The 15,585-nt window shown below is 48.9% G+C and carries 15 protein-coding genes; 4 read left to right on the top strand and 11 right to left on the bottom strand.

What is annotated here, in order from left to right; translation table 11 throughout:
* From FO441_RS00585 to FO441_RS00565, 5 genes are all read right to left on the bottom strand, one after another.
* A complete protein-coding gene (locus FO441_RS00585) occupies positions 1-1,860 on the bottom strand; it encodes a cation:proton antiporter family protein (protein ID WP_145284276.1) in 1,860 nt (619 codons plus the stop codon).
* Positions 1,861-1,870: 10 nt separating this feature from the next.
* Positions 1,871-3,244 (bottom strand): magnesium transporter, encoded by a 1,374-nt coding sequence (gene mgtE, locus FO441_RS00580; protein ID WP_145284273.1) that lies wholly within the window; start codon positions 3,242-3,244, stop codon positions 1,871-1,873.
* A 78-nt stretch (positions 3,245-3,322) separates the two neighbouring features.
* Entirely contained in the window at positions 3,323-4,117 is a 795-nt protein-coding gene (locus tag FO441_RS00575; RefSeq protein ID WP_145284270.1) for an NAD kinase, read from the bottom strand.
* 35 nt (positions 4,118-4,152) lie between these two features.
* Positions 4,153-4,776, bottom strand: coding sequence for a GTP diphosphokinase (gene yjbM / locus FO441_RS00570; protein ID WP_145284267.1), 624 nt, complete (start codon positions 4,774-4,776; stop codon positions 4,153-4,155).
* A 26-nt stretch (positions 4,777-4,802) separates the two neighbouring features.
* A complete protein-coding gene (locus FO441_RS00565) occupies positions 4,803-5,147 on the bottom strand; it encodes a UPF0738 family protein (RefSeq protein ID WP_145284265.1) in 345 nt (114 codons plus the stop codon).
* Between the two features lie 119 nt (positions 5,148-5,266).
* Between FO441_RS00565 and FO441_RS00560 the strand changes: the two genes are divergently transcribed.
* Genes FO441_RS00560 through FO441_RS00550 form a run of 3 tightly spaced genes read left to right on the top strand, consistent with a single transcriptional unit; the run spans position 5,267 to position 7,026 of the window.
* The gene (locus tag FO441_RS00560) at positions 5,267-5,869 is read left to right on the top strand and encodes a CYTH domain-containing protein (protein ID WP_145284262.1); all 603 of its coding nucleotides are present in this window, start codon (positions 5,267-5,269) and stop codon (positions 5,867-5,869) included.
* The gene (locus tag FO441_RS00555) at positions 5,853-6,221 is read left to right on the top strand and encodes a globin domain-containing protein (RefSeq protein ID WP_145284259.1); all 369 of its coding nucleotides are present in this window, start codon (positions 5,853-5,855) and stop codon (positions 6,219-6,221) included. Before FO441_RS00560 ends, FO441_RS00555 begins: the two co-directional genes overlap by 17 nt.
* Positions 6,222-6,234: 13 nt before the next feature.
* Positions 6,235-7,026: a DsbA family protein gene (locus tag FO441_RS00550; RefSeq protein WP_145284256.1), complete on the top strand. Its 792-nt coding sequence runs from the start codon at positions 6,235-6,237 to the stop codon at positions 7,024-7,026.
* A gap of 438 nt (positions 7,027-7,464) precedes the next feature.
* Here the strand turns inward: FO441_RS00550 and pepF are convergent, their stop codons facing one another.
* The 4 genes from pepF to spxA all read right to left on the bottom strand — a co-directional run bounded on the left by pepF (position 7,465) and on the right by spxA (position 11,581).
* Positions 7,465-9,264 carry an oligoendopeptidase F gene (pepF, locus tag FO441_RS00545; RefSeq protein ID WP_145284253.1) on the bottom strand — a complete coding sequence of 600 codons (1,800 nt, stop codon included), beginning with the start codon at positions 9,262-9,264 and terminating at the stop codon, positions 7,465-7,467.
* Positions 9,265-9,332: 68 nt separating this feature from the next.
* Positions 9,333-10,289: a competence protein CoiA gene (locus tag FO441_RS00540; RefSeq protein WP_145284250.1), complete on the bottom strand. Its 957-nt coding sequence runs from the start codon at positions 10,287-10,289 to the stop codon at positions 9,333-9,335.
* 67 nt (positions 10,290-10,356) lie between these two features.
* Entirely contained in the window at positions 10,357-11,007 is a 651-nt protein-coding gene (locus FO441_RS00535) for an adaptor protein MecA (RefSeq protein WP_145284248.1), read from the bottom strand.
* A 175-nt stretch (positions 11,008-11,182) separates the two neighbouring features.
* Positions 11,183-11,581 (bottom strand): transcriptional regulator SpxA, encoded by a 399-nt coding sequence (gene spxA / locus FO441_RS00530; RefSeq protein WP_145284245.1) that lies wholly within the window; start codon positions 11,579-11,581, stop codon positions 11,183-11,185.
* Between the two features lie 299 nt (positions 11,582-11,880).
* On the opposite strand from spxA, the gene trpS reads away from it, so the two are divergent.
* Positions 11,881-12,879, top strand: a complete 999-nt coding sequence (gene trpS, locus FO441_RS00525; protein ID WP_145284242.1) for a tryptophan--tRNA ligase — start codon at positions 11,881-11,883, stop codon at positions 12,877-12,879.
* Positions 12,880-13,324: 445 nt separating this feature from the next.
* On the opposite strand, the gene fabF is transcribed toward trpS, so the two are convergent.
* On the bottom strand, positions 13,325-14,566 hold the full coding sequence (gene fabF / locus FO441_RS00520; protein WP_145284239.1) for a beta-ketoacyl-ACP synthase II: 1,242 nt from the start codon (positions 14,564-14,566) through the stop codon (positions 13,325-13,327).
* Positions 14,559-15,521, bottom strand: a complete 963-nt coding sequence (locus tag FO441_RS00515; RefSeq protein ID WP_145284236.1) for a beta-ketoacyl-ACP synthase III — start codon at positions 15,519-15,521, stop codon at positions 14,559-14,561. The genes fabF and FO441_RS00515 overlap by 8 nt, the downstream gene beginning before the upstream one ends.
* Positions 15,522-15,585: the final 64 nt, after the last annotated feature.

The raw sequence follows: 15,585 nt of genomic DNA, 5'->3' as shown, positions 1-15,585 counted from the left end.
TCAGTAGAGTTCGAGCTCACGCTTCAGTTCCTCGACATACTCCCTTGAACCGGTCATGAAGATCCGGTCGTCGACGAACAGCTGTGTATCCCCGTGCGGCACAAGCGATTCCTGGCCACGCAGAATACGCAGGAAGATGATGTCTCCGGTGAATGGGAAGTCTCTGAGCATCATATCGTCATAGCGGTAGTTGTTCATCTGTATTTCGTAGATGGATGTCTCTTCATCCGACAGGAGCTGCATCATATTCGGAGACTCGATGAGCCCACGCAGCAGTGTTTTTGAACTGAGCATCGTGGAGAACAGCTCGAATCCGCGTTCTTTGACCGCATTTTCCTGAGCCGGATCATCGACACGGTAGATGATCCGCTCGACACCGTGCTTCTCGGCCATCTGGGCGACACGCCAGTTGATATCGGAATCATTCGCCCCGAGGACGACGATATCGGCATCGAAGGCATCGATGCCATCAAGGCATTCCTCCGAGTACTCCGCGATTTCATTGAAGCTCAAGTTTTCAGTACTCTTTTCCCTCGAATCTGTATAGTTCTTATGGAAGACGAGTTTCACATGGTACAGGCCACCGGCGATGCTATGCGCCACCGGGACAGTCAGCTGGTTGTTGCCGATGATCGTCACGTTGATCGAGCGCTCTTCATTTTCCCCTTTCGGATAGAGCTGCTTGAAGACGACCGGCGTAATGATGCACGCGACGACGGCACTCAGTATGAACATGCCGCTCTCGGCACTTGTGATCATGCCGATCTCCTCCGCAATGACCGCAGCTGCGATGATGAGCGACAGCGTCGATGTCAGCAGGAAGCCGGCAGCGGTGACCCGCTTCACGTCGAAATACCGCAGCAGTATGGCCACCGGTATAAGCTTGCTCAAGAGGAACGCGGCAAGCAGTACCGGTATCAGGATGAAGACGCGGCTGTCCGAGAACAGCGATGGCAGATCGAGGTCGACGCCCACCATGATGAAGAAGATGGGGATGAAGAACCCGTAGCCGAATGAGTCCAGCTTGTGCACCGTATCCTGGTCCGGTTTCAGCAGGCTGACGATACAGCCTGCAATGAAGGCACCGAGTATGTTCTCGGCTCCAACACCTTCAGCCAGTGCAACCAGCATGATGATCAGCGCAAAGACGCCGCGGATGCCGATCTGCATCGTCCCGTTATTGAGCTGTCTGATGAGCTGGGACTGGTGCATGACCCGTCCGAGGAAGTAGAACAGTATGGCGAATCCGATCAGGATCGCCATCAGCCAGATCGGCTGGCTCGAATCCGCATAGAGCTGGGAATAGAATGCCAGCATGATCATCGTTGCCAAGTCCGCAATGACGGCAACCAGCAGAATGATCTGCCCCATCTGGGTGGTGATCAGGTTTGCTTCCTTCAATGTCGGCACAACGACACCGAGGGATATCGTCGAAATGATGATGACGAGCAGGAAGATGTCATCAAACACACCAAAGCTCTGCATCATTAAGGCGAACAGGAAGCTCAGTGCGAGAATGCCCAGGAATATACCGACTGTGAGCATCAGAGTATTCGGCAGCGGGCGTTTCAGCACTTTCGATTTCTTCTGGCCGGAGGATTTCTGCGTAAATGCATCGAAATCAATTTCCAGACCACTGAGAAACATCAGAAATATAAAACCCAGCGTGGACAGTATATTCAGCCAAGGGTCGCTGGCATCGACGATATCAAGGAATGATCTTCCGATGATGACCCCGACTATGATCTCTGCAACCACCACTGGCAAAAAGCTTACTCTTAGTCTATTGATCAGTATTGGCGTCAGCAGTGCTGCAAGGACGACAATTGCCAATGATACTACAGATGGTCCATGTTCCATTATTTTCTCCTTATAGCAAGTAAGACATGAATGCATTCGCGAGTGAGAAATACACCAGTAGACTGATGATGTCATTCGCCGTTGTAATGAACGGTCCGCTGGCTACTGCCGGGTCGATGTTCAGACGGCTCATCACGAGCGGTACGAGTGTTCCGAGCAGTGTCGCCAGCGTCATGGCAATCAGCAGACTTACTCCGACGATAATACCAAGAATCGGCGACTGGTACAAGAGACTGATGATGCCGAAAAGAATGAGACCGCATACGAGTCCCGTAATGATGCCGGATCCCGTCTCACGCAGTGCCAGCTTCATCTTGCTCGTATCTTTTATTTCTCCTGTCGCGATACCGCGCACGGCGACAGCGAGCGACTGGGTGCCGCTGTTGCCGGCCATGCCCCCGATGATCGGGATGAAGGCGGCGAGTACAGCCACCTGGGCGAGCGTATCCTCGAAAGTGGTCAGCATCGCTGCTGTGATCATGCCCATGAACGTCAGTCCGACGAGCCATGGCAGCCGCTTCTTCGCCGTTGAAAATGAAGAATCGGAAGTCGGCTCGATCTCCGTCATACCGGCAAGTCTGGAATAGTCCTCGCTCGCCTCTTCATCGATGACGTCCATGATGTCATCCGCTGTGATGATGCCGAGCAGGTGGTCCTGGTAGTCGACAACCGGCATTGCCAGAAAGTCGTAGTCACGCATGATCCGGGCAACTTCCTCCTGGTCCTCGGACACAAGGACGGAGACGACACGCTCGACCATGATATCCCCGATGTAGGCATCATCATCTGCAATGATCAGTTCCCTCAAGGAAAGGATGCCTGCAAGCTTGCGATCGGTATCCACAACAAAGACGTAGTAGATGGTTTCGGAATTCGGTGCCATCCGCTTCAGATGGCGCATGGCCTCCCGCACCGTCATCAGCGAGGTGACGCTGACGAATTCGGTGGTCATGATACCACCGGCGGTGTCCTCTTCATAGTTCATGAGCTTGCGTATCTCCTGCGCGTCCGAGCGTTCCATCAGGGTCAGGAACGAGGTGAGCTTCTCTTTTGAAACTTCACTCAGTATATCGACGGCATTATCGTACTGCATGGCCCCGAGCATCTCCGCTGCATAGCGCGCATCCATGGCATCGAACAGTGTCTCATATTCCTCCGGATCGAGCTCGAGGCTGTCAAAGAACCCGGCCACTTCCTCCGGACTGAGATAGTGATACATTCTCTGCCGGTCTGCTTCTTCCAGTTCAAGATAGAATTCACTCTGCTCATAATTGTGCAGATCGAAGAATACGTCCCGGAATGTATCGATATGTGCTTCCCTCAAATGGACGAGCAGCGATTCGTACTCAAGCTCAATTTCCGTTTTTTCTTCTATTTCAGCCATGATGCCACCACCTACGTATATTCTTGGATTACATATTATATGAAAAATTAAAAAAGCACTTCAACAGTGCTTTGAACTCTAGGAAATAAAGGAGTCGTGCACTCTTTTCCAGAATGGAAATGGTCTGAAGCGGGCAAATCTCATCTTTTCATCTGCGACTCTGAACTGGATCGATTTGACGCCCTTGTGCACGAGGTTTATATGATCGATTGTCATCTGATAGACTTCGCTGTTCACCGGCAGTACCTGGCATGTATGATGCTTCGGCAGTACGAGCGGTGAGCCGACTGTACGGAACACCCTATTGTTGATGGAGGCGATCTCCGTAATCTGTATGGCTTCGATGGATGGATGGATCAGCGCACCACCGAGTGCCTTATTGTAGGCGGTCGAGCCGGATGGCGTGGAAATACACAGGCCATCTCCCCTGAACCGTTCGAAATGCTGGTTTCTTATATCCACATCCATGACAAGGGTTGTACCGTTGTCGGTCCGAAGTGTCGCTTCATTAAGCGCCAGGTAGCGGGTTTCCGTGCCTTCCGTCTCATAGCGGATGATCGTCTCGAGCAGCGGATATTCGATGACCTGGAACTCATCATTCTGTATGGCGATGATCAGGCGTTCCACTTCCTGAGGCAGCCAGTCTGCATAGAACCCGAGATGCCCTGTATGTACGCCGACAAAGGCCGTATGATCCAGAAGATGCTGATAGCGGTGGAAGGCCTGGAGCAGCGTGCCATCGCCGCCGACCGATATGACGATGTCCGGCGCCGTCTGATCCGATGTCATGCCCATATCCACCATATAGTTCATCATCTTATCCTTCAAGGCATTCGATTTGGTGTCTCCTTTGGAAACGATGAAAAATTTCATGCCGCCACTCCTCTCTGGAATCCATATCCATCATGCTAGCGCATATTGCGCTTTTTCGTGTAGTACTTCTGGGCATCCTGGATCTCCTCACGGATCTCCGACATCTCCTGATCGAGAAGGTATGCCGCTTCTGCTGCATTCTGCAGACGTTTCTTTATTTCCGGCGGGTATTCCCCGCTGTACTTATAGTTCAGTGTATGTTCAATCGTTGCCCAGAAATTCATCGCCAATGTGCGGATCTGTATCTCCGCCAGAATACTGACGGTTCCGGAGAGCCGTTCGACCGGGTATTCCACAATCAGGTGATACGACCGGTAGCCGCTCTCCTTCGTATTGGCGACATAGTCCCGCTCTTCAACCACCCGCATATCGGTACGGTTGCGGATCTGTGCACAGATCACTTCGATATCATCGACAAACTGGCACATGATCCTGACGCCTGCAATATCATACATCCCCTCCTGCAGACGATCGTAGGGAATGTTGCGTGCACTGGCCTTCTCGATGATGCTCTGTACCGGCTTTACTCTTGCTGTTACGAATTCCACCGGAGAGGACTGACGGTTGAGCTGATAATCCTGGCGCATGCCCTTCAGCTTCACCTTAAGCTCCTCAACAGCTTGCTTGTAAGGTGCAAGAAACTTCTCCCATTGTTCCATCGCTTACACTCCAGTCTAAATCCGTTCTAATGTGTGAACTCTTCCTTGACTGCAATTTCAAATGCTTCCCCATAATTGTTGTTGCCGTAGATGTTGTCGACGAGATAGTCCAGCTCATCCCAGAAATCAGTCAGGATCACATCCGTATTCAGTATGACCTCAGCGCTGTGGTGTGTGCGCAGCATGGACCATGTCTCCTTCACGAAATGCACCCTTCTGAACTGCTCACCATCATCCAGGAGGTAGATGAACGCCATGTTATCGGAATCGACGATCATGCGTGATGCGGCCTGGAGACCTTCTGTCTCTTCATCTGCATAGCATTTCAATGCTTCGTCTTCATATTTTATCTCTGTTACATAAATATCCATTATTTTCACTCCTTGCGCCATTTATTTTACCATAGTATCCACCATTTGATAACGTCATAAACTGTTTACTTTACACTGCATTTCAAATTATAGATAATAATGATTAAGGAGTGGATCTGATGAAAGAACTGGAGATAGAATTTAAGAACTTATTGACAGGGGAAGAATATGGACGTCTGCACAGTGCACTGTTCACCAAAACACAGCCCATCGTGCAGACGAACTTCTATATAGATACCCCGGATCTTGATTTAAAACACCATCGCCTTCTGCTCAGAATCAGGGATACAGGCGGCAAGCAGATCATGACGCTCAAGGAACCGACGGAAAAAGGTGTCATGGAATATCATGGCGAAGTCGAAAATGATCTGAACTTCGACCGTAATATCCGTACGGACGAAGTGCCGGAACTGATTCTGGGTGAACTCGAACGCTTCAATATAGATACAACACAGCTCAAGATCTATGGTGCTCTGTCGACAGAACGTCGGGAAGTCCCTTATAGGGAGGGGCTGCTCGTACTGGATAAGAATAATTTTCTCGACACTGAAGACTTCGAACTGGAGTATGAAGTGGACCAGTACGATAAAGGCGAGACGCGATTCATGGATCTGCTCGAACAATACAGCATAGAACGCCGCAAGGAAACAACGAAAGTTGAACGCTTCTACAATAAACTTGAAAGCATCCGCTCAGGTGATAACTATGCCAATACCCTATAAGGATATCGGAGAGGAAAAGTTGCATCGCATGATTGATATCTTCTATGGCCACGTGTCGGAAGATGCGCGCATCAACCATCTTTTTCCCGATGATCTGACTGAGACAGCATATAAGCAGAAGCTGTTCCAGACCCAGTTCCTCGGCGGACCCAATCTCTATAACGAACAGTATGGACATCCGATGCTGAAAGCCCGCCATGTGCCCTTCCGCATTACACCGGAAGCACGCGATGCATGGCTTGAGAACATGGCGAAGGCAATGGATGAAGTGGGTCTTGAAGAAGAATTGAAAACATTCATCATGGCACGGTATACACTGACAGCGAACCATATGGTGAATTCAATAGATTAAGCAGGGTGAGGACATGAACAGAACTGGAACACAGTCACTCGTACTCGAACCGACATCCCATCATATTGAAATCTTCTACTTCTTCGACCCGTTCTCGGCGGATTGCCTTGCGCTTGAACCAATCATCAACAAGCTGCAGCTCGAGTATCGGGGTCACGTCACAATAAAGAAGATACTGGCGCCTTCTCTGCAGGTGCTGACTAAATGCCAGGCCCAGTCCACCTCGGATATCGACAATATCGCGCTTGCCTATAAGGCTGCAGAAATACAGGGACGCAATAAGGCACGTGCATTCATACGCTATGTCCTGAACCGGATTGTGCCGACAAAGAACATATGCACCATACAGCATATGGAGGAGAGCGCCAGGCTCGCAGGTCTGGATGTCCACGCCTTCATGATCGATGCCCACTCGGAAGAGGTCCGCAGCCTGCTTAAACGTGATCTCATGGTGTACCGTGAGATGGATGTCGAGGCATTGCCTGCCATGATCTTCTTCTCCGGAGACATCGAATCAGAAGGGGTCAAGGTGGAAGGCGTATATCCCTATCATATCTATACCTATATCATCAATGAGCTCATCGACAAGGAGATAGAGAAGCATCCTCTGCCAAGTATCCACGACTATATCGAGTCCTATGAAGTGGTCAGCTTCCATGAGCTGAAGACAGTCTTCGAATGGCGGACCGGCCTGCTGCTCAACGAACTGAAAAAGCTGCGCCTGCAGCGGCTGGTCGAAGAATTTGAAACAGAAGATGGCATGTACTACCAGGTACGAGGCGGTACATCTGTACTGGGAAGATAGTATTTTTATAATATAAATAGAGACGCAGGAGACATCAGCCGAGCTGATGTCTATTTTTATATGTATGTCCCATCCCAATGGAAACAGAAAAAGGCACGGTGATCGCAATGATCCACCGTGCCGCATATATATACTCTTATCCTGAATAAATAAAAAAGCAGCACACCTTCTATAGTGTGCTGCTCAAACAAAGGGGATGGGAGAAATTTTTCACTTTTTAAACAAAGGGGTATGTTTTAGTGATAAAAATTTCATGTCTAAAATATACCACGTAAAATAGTGCCCAGACAACATTTTGAACACGTCTTCACAAGACTGTCATAATGAAAACGCATCCACTTGTAAACTTGTATATAAAATATGGACATGATCCTTCCGGCATGTTATCAGAAAATTCCTCCCAATGAATAAAAATCCAATGGGAGGCCAATGCATTCTCTAAAGTTCTGCCAGTAGTGCTTCGAACTGGTCGAGTTGCGACTCGAATACTTTCATTGCATTTTCTATCGGTTCGCTTGTCGTCATATCGACGCCGGCATTTTTCAGTACGTTGATCGGATAGTCGGACGACCCTTTTTTGAGGAATTCGTTGATATAGCGTTCCGCCACTGCGCTGTCCCCTTCAAGCACCTGCTTCGACAGACTCGCAGCTGCTGCGTAGCCGGTGGAATACTGGTATACGTAGTAGTTCATGTAGAAGTGCGGGATCCTCGCCCATTCCACATCGATGAATTCATCATATTCCACCGCGTCACCGAAGTACTTGCGGTTCAGTTCCCCGTATACCACATTCAGGCTGCCGGCAGTCAGCGGTTCGCCCGCTTCCTTCATGGAATGGATCTTATGCTCGAATTCTGCAAACATCGTCTGTCTGAAGACGGAGCCTCTGAACCCTTCCAGCTGCTCATTCAGCAGGTAGAGCTTCTTCTTCGTATCTTCGAGATTTCTGAACATGTAGTCGGCAAGCAGTGCTTCGTTGAAATTGCTGGCGACCTCGGCGACGAAAATGGAATAGCCGGACGCATTGGATGGCTGGTTCTGCCTGCTGTAGTAGCTGTGTACACTGTGCCCGAACTCGTGGGTCAGCGTGAACAGATTGTTGACGTTATCCTGCCAGTTCATCAGGATGAACGGATTTGTGCCGTATGTGCCGGAGGAATATGCGCCGTTTCTCTTGCCTTTATTTTCGTAGACGTCCACCCAGCGGTTTTCGAGCCCTTCCTTGATGATGTTGAGATACGTGTCCCCCATCGGCTCGAGGGACTTGAGCATCCAGTCCTTCGCCTCCTCGTAGGTCATTTCGAATTCGACGTCTTTGATCATTGGTGTATAGACATCATACATCCTGAGCTTGTCAAGACCGAGCTGCTTCCTGCGCAGTTCCGTATAGCGGTGCATGAGGTGCAGATGGTCGTTCACCGTCTTCACGAGGTTGTCGTATACTGCTTCCGGAATGAAGTTGTTGGACAGCGCCTGATGCCTTGCGGAATCATAGCCGCGTGCCTGCGCCTGGAAGACGTGCGTGCTGACGACACCCTGCAGCGTCTGGCTGAGTGTATTCCTGAAGGCACCATACGTGCTGTACAGATTCTCATATGCCGACTGCCTGAGTGTGCGGTCGCCTGACTTGAGCAGGTCGATGTACGTGCCCTGCGTCAGCGCATGCGCGTTGCCTTCTGAATCCACTGCATCCGGGAATTCGAGGTCTGCATTGTTGAACATGCCGAATGTCGATGTCGGGCTCGACATGACTTCACCCGCCTGTGCGAGCAGCTTCTCCTCCTTGTCACTGAGCACGTGGGCGCGCTTTCTGTTGAGCTTCTCAAGATCGAAGGAGAATTCGGAAAGGCGGTCATCCTGGCGCCACTCCTCAAGCGTGTCCTGATCGATCTTCATGATTTCCGGTACGAGGAAGCTCCATGCAGTATTGAACTTTACAACCAGCGTGCGGGCTTTCGACTCGAGCGCACTGTATGTATCATTCGAAGTATCCTGGTCGTGCTTGAGGTGGGCATAGACGAACAGCTTGCCGATTTCATCACTGATGGCACGTTCCGTTTCCAGCGCTTCAGCGAGCACTGCCGACGAATCGATTCTGCCCTGGAACTGTGCCTCTTCACCGAGACGCCCTTCCAATTCTTTATACTTTTCTTCGAATGCTTCATCCGATTCGAAGATTGTTTCAAGATTCCATGTATATTTCTCTTCCTGTTCTTCACGTGTAATGACTTTTGCCATGACTTTCCCTCCACTTTCAAGATAATATAATTTTCTCAATATTTCCGATAAATTTCAAGTATCGAAACTTATTGTGAAATATATAACGATTTATAGGCATCAATCAAACTTCTGAGTACTGTCTGCCTGTCCGGCACCTGCTGTGTGGTACGCAGCCGGATGAAGCGGCTGAACTGGTTCCAGTCGAATGTCCCCTTATCGAGCGCATGCATGATATAGAGCTTCCATTCCAATGGCGGATTCATGATCCATCGCTCTGCTTCGACACTATGGCAGAGATGTGCCGGCAGATTCTCCGGATCGAGCCCCAGCTGATACAGAAAAGTGAGCGTCGGGTTCAAACGGCTCTTCTGCCGGCGTGCATGGCGGATCATGCGTCTGATGTCGTCCTGATCCAGTCTGATTGGTGCAACGGGTGCAGCCGGAAGCGGACCGGCGAGTGCGTCAGGAGCAAGGACTTCAGCGGTGTATGTGTAGCGGCTGCCCCCTCTATGATGCAGAAGTGTCCATCTCTTCAGACGTCCATGCTTGTTGGAGTAGCTGAAGAGTGACGCATTGAAGACGGTCGACAGCTGAAAGTGCGTCGGTATGATGCAGCCCGCGTTGATGCGCAGTGCCGCTTCATCCAGCAGCCAGATGACCTCCATGCCGAGGGAGTGATAGCCCCGTGACCGTTCAACGATGAGCTCCGGTGAAATGGTTGAATACTGGATTTCAAGCGCACGAGTGCGATCGATCAGCAGATCCGGAATCTGCTCGATTTCCTTCAGGTAGTACTCCATTGCGACAGGATGGCGGTTCAGTGCCAGATAGAGCGTATGTTTTGCATCCAGATGCGCAAGCGACTCCTTCTTGTAAAGATAACGGACACAGTCCATGATGCGGTGATGCGAGAAATGCGGTGTCTTGACGCTGCCGGATTTGAAGGTGACAGGCGAACCGCACACCGGACAGAAGTAGTACGTGCCTTTTTGTGCCTCCTTCGCTGTGATTCTGGTACCATTTTTATCATGTGCGATGAACATAGAAAAAACCTCCTCTTCTATATATGGTAGAAAAGGAGGCTTTTGATTTATTTTCTATACAAGTAAATTAATTTTCTTTAAAAAACTTTCTTACTTTGCTTCTTACGTTCATACTCATGATGACTTTACCGTACTCCTCCACCACCATGCTGGATAGTTCGGCGGGAGAACTGTATTCGAGAAGTTTTGCTTCAATGCGTTCCATATCCATGAAATCCATACGATAGTCGAAGAAAATCTGATAGTAGTAGCTGCCTTTATGTGCAATAAGAAGGTCTTCGTAGACGGTTTCGTCAACTTCCACCTCGTGCGTATACTTGATAAGGTCTTCGAACTCATCGAATTTGACCATGACAGGTTCTTTTGTGATTGGTGTCACTTCTTCCGAGTCTGCGGCGATATTTTCGAGGAACTGTTCAACATCATTATTATTTATATCCATAGGCGTCTGCTCCGTTGAGAATGGTTTATCATCCTGGGATTTGGAAACGACCACTTCGATACCTTTATCATAGGCATGCACCTGAATCCATAGCGGTCCTTCCATTGAAAAATCTTCTTCCTGCTCGTGGTTCACTTCATCCATGATGGACCAGAAGAACTCTTCTCCACGTTTGCGGTTCATCCATAGATCTTCTTTATCAAACCCACGTTTCTCGATGTCCTGGTAGGTGATGAAAAACTTGATTGTCGACTCATCAATTCTTTCAATCTTCATACTTCTCACTCCTCTCCCTCAAGTATGATTCTTATCTATATTATACCTTATTCCGAAATGCTAAAACCACTTTTAGAATTGTCATGTCATTATACGCCAAAATACCCGTGGATTTCAAGTAATCCGCGGGCATCCTGGTTGTAAGTATATTGTTGTTTGTCGGGAAGAACAGCACCTACAGCTCAGCGAGACGCTTCGCTTCGTTCAAGTGGAATGTTCTTACTGTGCGCGGAAGAAAACGACGAATCTCATCTTCGTTGTATCCTACCTGCAGACGTTTTTCGTCCATGATGATCGGTCTTCTGAGTAGACCAGGATTCTCCATGATCAATGTATAGAGTTCCTGCATCGGCATGCTGTCGATATCTACATTGAGCTTCTGGAAAGTCTTTGATCTTGTAGAAATAATTTCATCCGTGCCATCCTCAGTCATTCTAAGAATCGCTTTCACTTCATCGAGTCCAAGTGGTTCAGAGAATATATTTCTTTCAGTATAAGGAATTTCGTGTTCATGTAACCATGCTTTCGCTTTGCGGCATGATGTGCAGCTTGGAGAAGTAAAAAGTGTTACCATACAACTCACACTCCAATTTCAAAAAGATTTGTAATATTAGTTTATACCCGTTTTGACTGTTTTCTAATCTGAATTGACATGATTTTTCGTGAAACTTGATAAATTTCGGTATAAACCTTATTTACACTCTGTAGTATACAGGGTAAAGATTAAAACTAAATGAGAATCATGTAATAATCACGCAAATTTTTAGAAAAATTATGCCAAATTTATGTCACCACTCCGATACCTCCTGTATTGCAAGGTGGCCGAAATTTTATTATCATATAAATAATGACTAACATAAAGGTGATTACGAGATGAAAACATTATTTTCAGGCGTTCAGCCAAGCGGCATACCTACAATAGGAAACTACATCGGCGCCTACAAGCAGTTTGCAGAGATGCAGGATGAATACGATGCATACTTCTGCATCGTCGACCAGCATGCGATAACCGTCCCACAGGACAGACTGAAACTGAGGGAGAACACACGGAAACTCGCAGCCATCTACCTGGCTTCCGGCCTCGATCCAGAAAAGATCACCCTCTTCGTCCAGAGTGAAGTGGCGGCCCACGCCAAGGCCGCATGGATGATGCAGTGCATCAGCTATATCGGCGAACTTGAGCGCATGACGCAGTTCAAGGACAAGGCACGCAAACAGAACCAGCGTGATGGCATCAGTGTCGGCCTTCTGACATATCCATCCCTGATGGCGGCGGACATTCTGATCTACGGGACAGACGTTGTACCTGTCGGTGAAGATCAGGGGCAGCACCTCGAACTGACACGCAATATGGCAGAACGCTTCAATTCCAGATACAATGATATATTGACTGTTCCCGAAGTCAAGCATCCGGAAGTCGGCGGACGCATCATGAGTCTGAACGATCCGACGAAGAAGATGTCGAAAAGCGATGATAACCAGAAAGGTTTCATCTCTCTACTCGATGATCCGAAAGCTGCGGCCAAGAAAATACGCAGCGCAGTGACAGATTCGAGCAGCGAAGTGAAATACGACAAGGAAGAGAAGCCAGGCATATCCAACCTTCTGACCATCTATGCCGCTTTGACCGAAAAGAGCATTGCAGACCTTGAGAAACAGTATGAAGACAGCAATTACGGTGTTTTCAAAGCCGAACTTGGCGAAGTCGTCGAATCATTCCTGATCGACTTCCAGAATAAAGTGGACCACTATCTGGAAAGTGGAGAACTCGATGACATTCTGGACCAGGGCGCTGAAAAAGCCTCCAGAAAAGCAGACAAAATGGTGGAAAAGATGGAACGCGCCATGGGGCTCGGCAGAAAACGCAGATAGACGATATGGATGATAGACGGATCAGTGCTCTGATCCGTCTTTTTTTATTACCGGCTACTACGTGAAGAGGGAGAAGAAGCGGATTTTTGTTCTTGCTTCATCAAGTTTGTTGGGGATGTGCCAGTGGGAATGAGATTAGCCCTCTAACTTGCCATGGTAGCACCTACGACGGTGAATTGGCCCTCTAACTCGCCATGGTAGACCCCACGATGGTGAATTAACCCGTTAACTCGCCATGGTAGCGTCCACGATGGTGAATTGGCGCTCTAACTCGCCATGATAGCGCCCACGACGGTGAGTTGGTCCGTTAACTTGCCATGGCGGCGTCCACGATCCGAGATCCATCAGAATATATAAAAAGAAGACAAACGCCGTGTCAAAACGGGGTTTGTCTTCAATCTGACCTGTCTTCCCCACACTGGGCAAGATAGGTTTCATCATCTATCTATTCATCATACTTTTTGAATACCAGGCTGGCGTTGTGTCCGCCGAAGCCGAAGCTGTTTGAGATGGCATACTTCAAGTCTGCTTCTACTGCACCTTCTGTGACGTAGTTCAAATCGCAGTCAGGGTCTGGTGTTTCCAGATTGATTGTCGGGTGAACTTTACCATCTCTCAGGCTGAGTGCTGTAATGATGGCTTCCATGCCGCCGGTACCGCCGAGCAGGTGTCCTGTCATTGATTTGGTGGAGTTGACGAGCAGCTTGTAGGCATGGTCTTTGAAGACGTTGCGGATGGCCATTGTTTCGAACATGTCATTGTACGGTGTACTTGTTCCATGTCCGTTGACGTAGCCGATTTCTTCAGGCTTTATGCCTGCATCCTTCATTGCCTCGAGCATTGCACGTGCGCCGCCTTCTCCTTCTTCTGCAGGTGCTGTAATATGGTGGGCGTCGCCTGTCGTACCATAGCCGACAACTTCCCCATAGATTTTTGCACCGCGGGCCTTTGCGTGTTCGAGTTCTTCGAGCACTACAATACCTGCACCTTCTCCGATGACAAATCCATCTCTGTTCTTGTCATATGGGCGGGAGGCCTTGTTTGGATCATCCGAAGTCGTCAGTGCTTTATTGGCCTGGAAACCTGCAACACCCATTCTGGTGATCGGTGCTTCCGTACCTCCAGTGACCATCGCGTCCGCCTGACCGCGTTCGATGAACTTGAATGCTTCACCGATCGAGTTTGTACCTGTGGCACAAGCCGTTACTGTAGCACCATTCGGACCTTTAAGACCATGCTTGATGGATACCTGGCCGCTTGCCATATCCGGTATCATCATCGGTACGAAGAAAGGACTTACACGACGTGGTCCTCTTTCGTAGAGCACTTTGAATCCATCTTCCAGTGCCTGGATGCCACCGATACCTGAGCCGATCCATACACCGATACGCTCACGGTTGTCATCCGTAATATCGAGTCCGCTGTCTGCAACAGCTTCGTCGGAAGCGACCATCGCATACTGCGTGAAGCGGTCCATGCGACGTGCTTCTTTCTTATCCATGTAGTTTTCGATGTCGAAGTTCTTGAGTTCTCCTGCGACATGGACATTGTACTCGCTGTTATCTATGCGAGTAATCTTATCAACGCCATTGACTCCCTTAAGGGCATTCTCCCATGTTTCGGGCGCGGAATTGCCGATTGGTGTCAACGCACCGATACCCGTAATTACTACTCTTCTCTTATCCATGAGTCTCCTCCTTATTGTCTCCCCATGTCAGGCAGATCGCACCCCATGTCAGGCCGCCGCCAAAGCCGACCAGAACGAGAGTGTCTCCTGATTTTATTTTACCATTTTTAATCTCGTGATGGATACTTAATGGTATGGATGCCGCTGAAGTATTCCCGTATTTATCTACAGTGGTACTCATTCTTTCCTGTGGGAGGTCCATACGTTCACGTGCAGCATTCATAATCCTTATATTTGCCTGGTGAGGCACCAGCATATCTATATCATCTTTGCTCAATCCAGCCTTTTCAGTCACATTGACACTGGATTCGCCCATCTGTCTGACAGCAAACTTGTAGACTTCGCGGCCATTCATCTTTATATTGCCTGTTTCAGCTTCATCGTAGAGGTAGGGGCCCCCCGCGCCATTGCTGCCGAGTTCAAATGAATGCATGCCGTATCCTTCCGACACTTCACCCATGACGACTGCACCGGCGCCATCTCCGAAAAGGACGGCTGTTGAACGATCGGAGAAATCGGTGATTTTGGACAGTTTGTCCGCTCCGACAACAAGCACTTTCTTATAGGTGCCCGTCTGGATGAACTGCTGGGCAGTCACCATACCATAGATGAAGCCTGTACAGGCTGCCAGCTGATCCATTGATGGAACCTGCCTCAAACCCAGTCTATGCTGCAGTACAGTTGCGACTGTCGGAAACTGGTGGTCGCCTGTAGATGTTGCCACAATGACCAGATCGATCTCCTCTTTATCTATTCCGGAATTTTCGATCGCTTCCCTGGCGGCTTCATACGCCATGTCGCTCGTCTCCATTCCTTCTGCATAACGGCGTTCCTTGATTCCCGTCATTTCTGTAATCCATTCATCTGAAGTGTCAAGAATCTTTTCAAAATCATGATTGGTGAACACTTTCTCCGGTACATACGTACCCAAGCCCAATACGCCGACTCTTTTCATTTGATCACACCTTATAATCTCATATTATCACTAGGTACTAATTTATCACATCGGGCGTACTCAT

It is taken from the genome of Salinicoccus cyprini, from assembly GCF_007713705.1.
Taxonomy (GTDB): Bacteria; Bacillota; Bacilli; order Staphylococcales; family Salinicoccaceae; genus Salinicoccus; species Salinicoccus cyprini.
The sequence above is the reverse complement of the archived record's forward strand: the minus strand, read 5'-3'. Positions and strand labels throughout refer to the sequence as shown.

Bases quoted from the DNA above. Each gene is read 5' to 3' on its own strand.
- FO441_RS00585 (WP_145284276.1), bottom strand. From the start codon at position 1,860: ATGGAACATGGACCATCTGTAGTATCATTGGCAATTGTCGTCCTTGCA.
- mgtE (WP_145284273.1), bottom strand. From the start codon at position 3,244: ATGGCTGAAATAGAAGAAAAAACGGAAATTGAGCTTGAGTACGAATCG.
- FO441_RS00575 (WP_145284270.1), bottom strand. From the start codon at position 4,117: ATGAAATTTTTCATCGTTTCCAAAGGAGACACCAAATCGAATGCCTTG.
- yjbM (WP_145284267.1), bottom strand. From the start codon at position 4,776: ATGGAACAATGGGAGAAGTTTCTTGCACCTTACAAGCAAGCTGTTGAG.
- FO441_RS00565 (WP_145284265.1), bottom strand. From the start codon at position 5,147: ATGGATATTTATGTAACAGAGATAAAATATGAAGACGAAGCATTGAAA.
- FO441_RS00560 (WP_145284262.1), top strand. From the start codon at position 5,267: ATGAAAGAACTGGAGATAGAATTTAAGAACTTATTGACAGGGGAAGAA.
- FO441_RS00555 (WP_145284259.1), top strand. From the start codon at position 5,853: ATGCCAATACCCTATAAGGATATCGGAGAGGAAAAGTTGCATCGCATG.
- FO441_RS00550 (WP_145284256.1), top strand. From the start codon at position 6,235: ATGAACAGAACTGGAACACAGTCACTCGTACTCGAACCGACATCCCAT.
- pepF (WP_145284253.1), bottom strand. From the start codon at position 9,264: ATGGCAAAAGTCATTACACGTGAAGAACAGGAAGAGAAATATACATGG.
- FO441_RS00540 (WP_145284250.1), bottom strand. From the start codon at position 10,289: ATGTTCATCGCACATGATAAAAATGGTACCAGAATCACAGCGAAGGAG.
- FO441_RS00535 (WP_145284248.1), bottom strand. From the start codon at position 11,007: ATGAAGATTGAAAGAATTGATGAGTCGACAATCAAGTTTTTCATCACC.
- spxA (WP_145284245.1), bottom strand. From the start codon at position 11,581: ATGGTAACACTTTTTACTTCTCCAAGCTGCACATCATGCCGCAAAGCG.
- trpS (WP_145284242.1), top strand. From the start codon at position 11,881: ATGAAAACATTATTTTCAGGCGTTCAGCCAAGCGGCATACCTACAATA.
- fabF (WP_145284239.1), bottom strand. From the start codon at position 14,566: ATGGATAAGAGAAGAGTAGTAATTACGGGTATCGGTGCGTTGACACCA.
- FO441_RS00515 (WP_145284236.1), bottom strand. From the start codon at position 15,521: ATGAAAAGAGTCGGCGTATTGGGCTTGGGTACGTATGTACCGGAGAAA.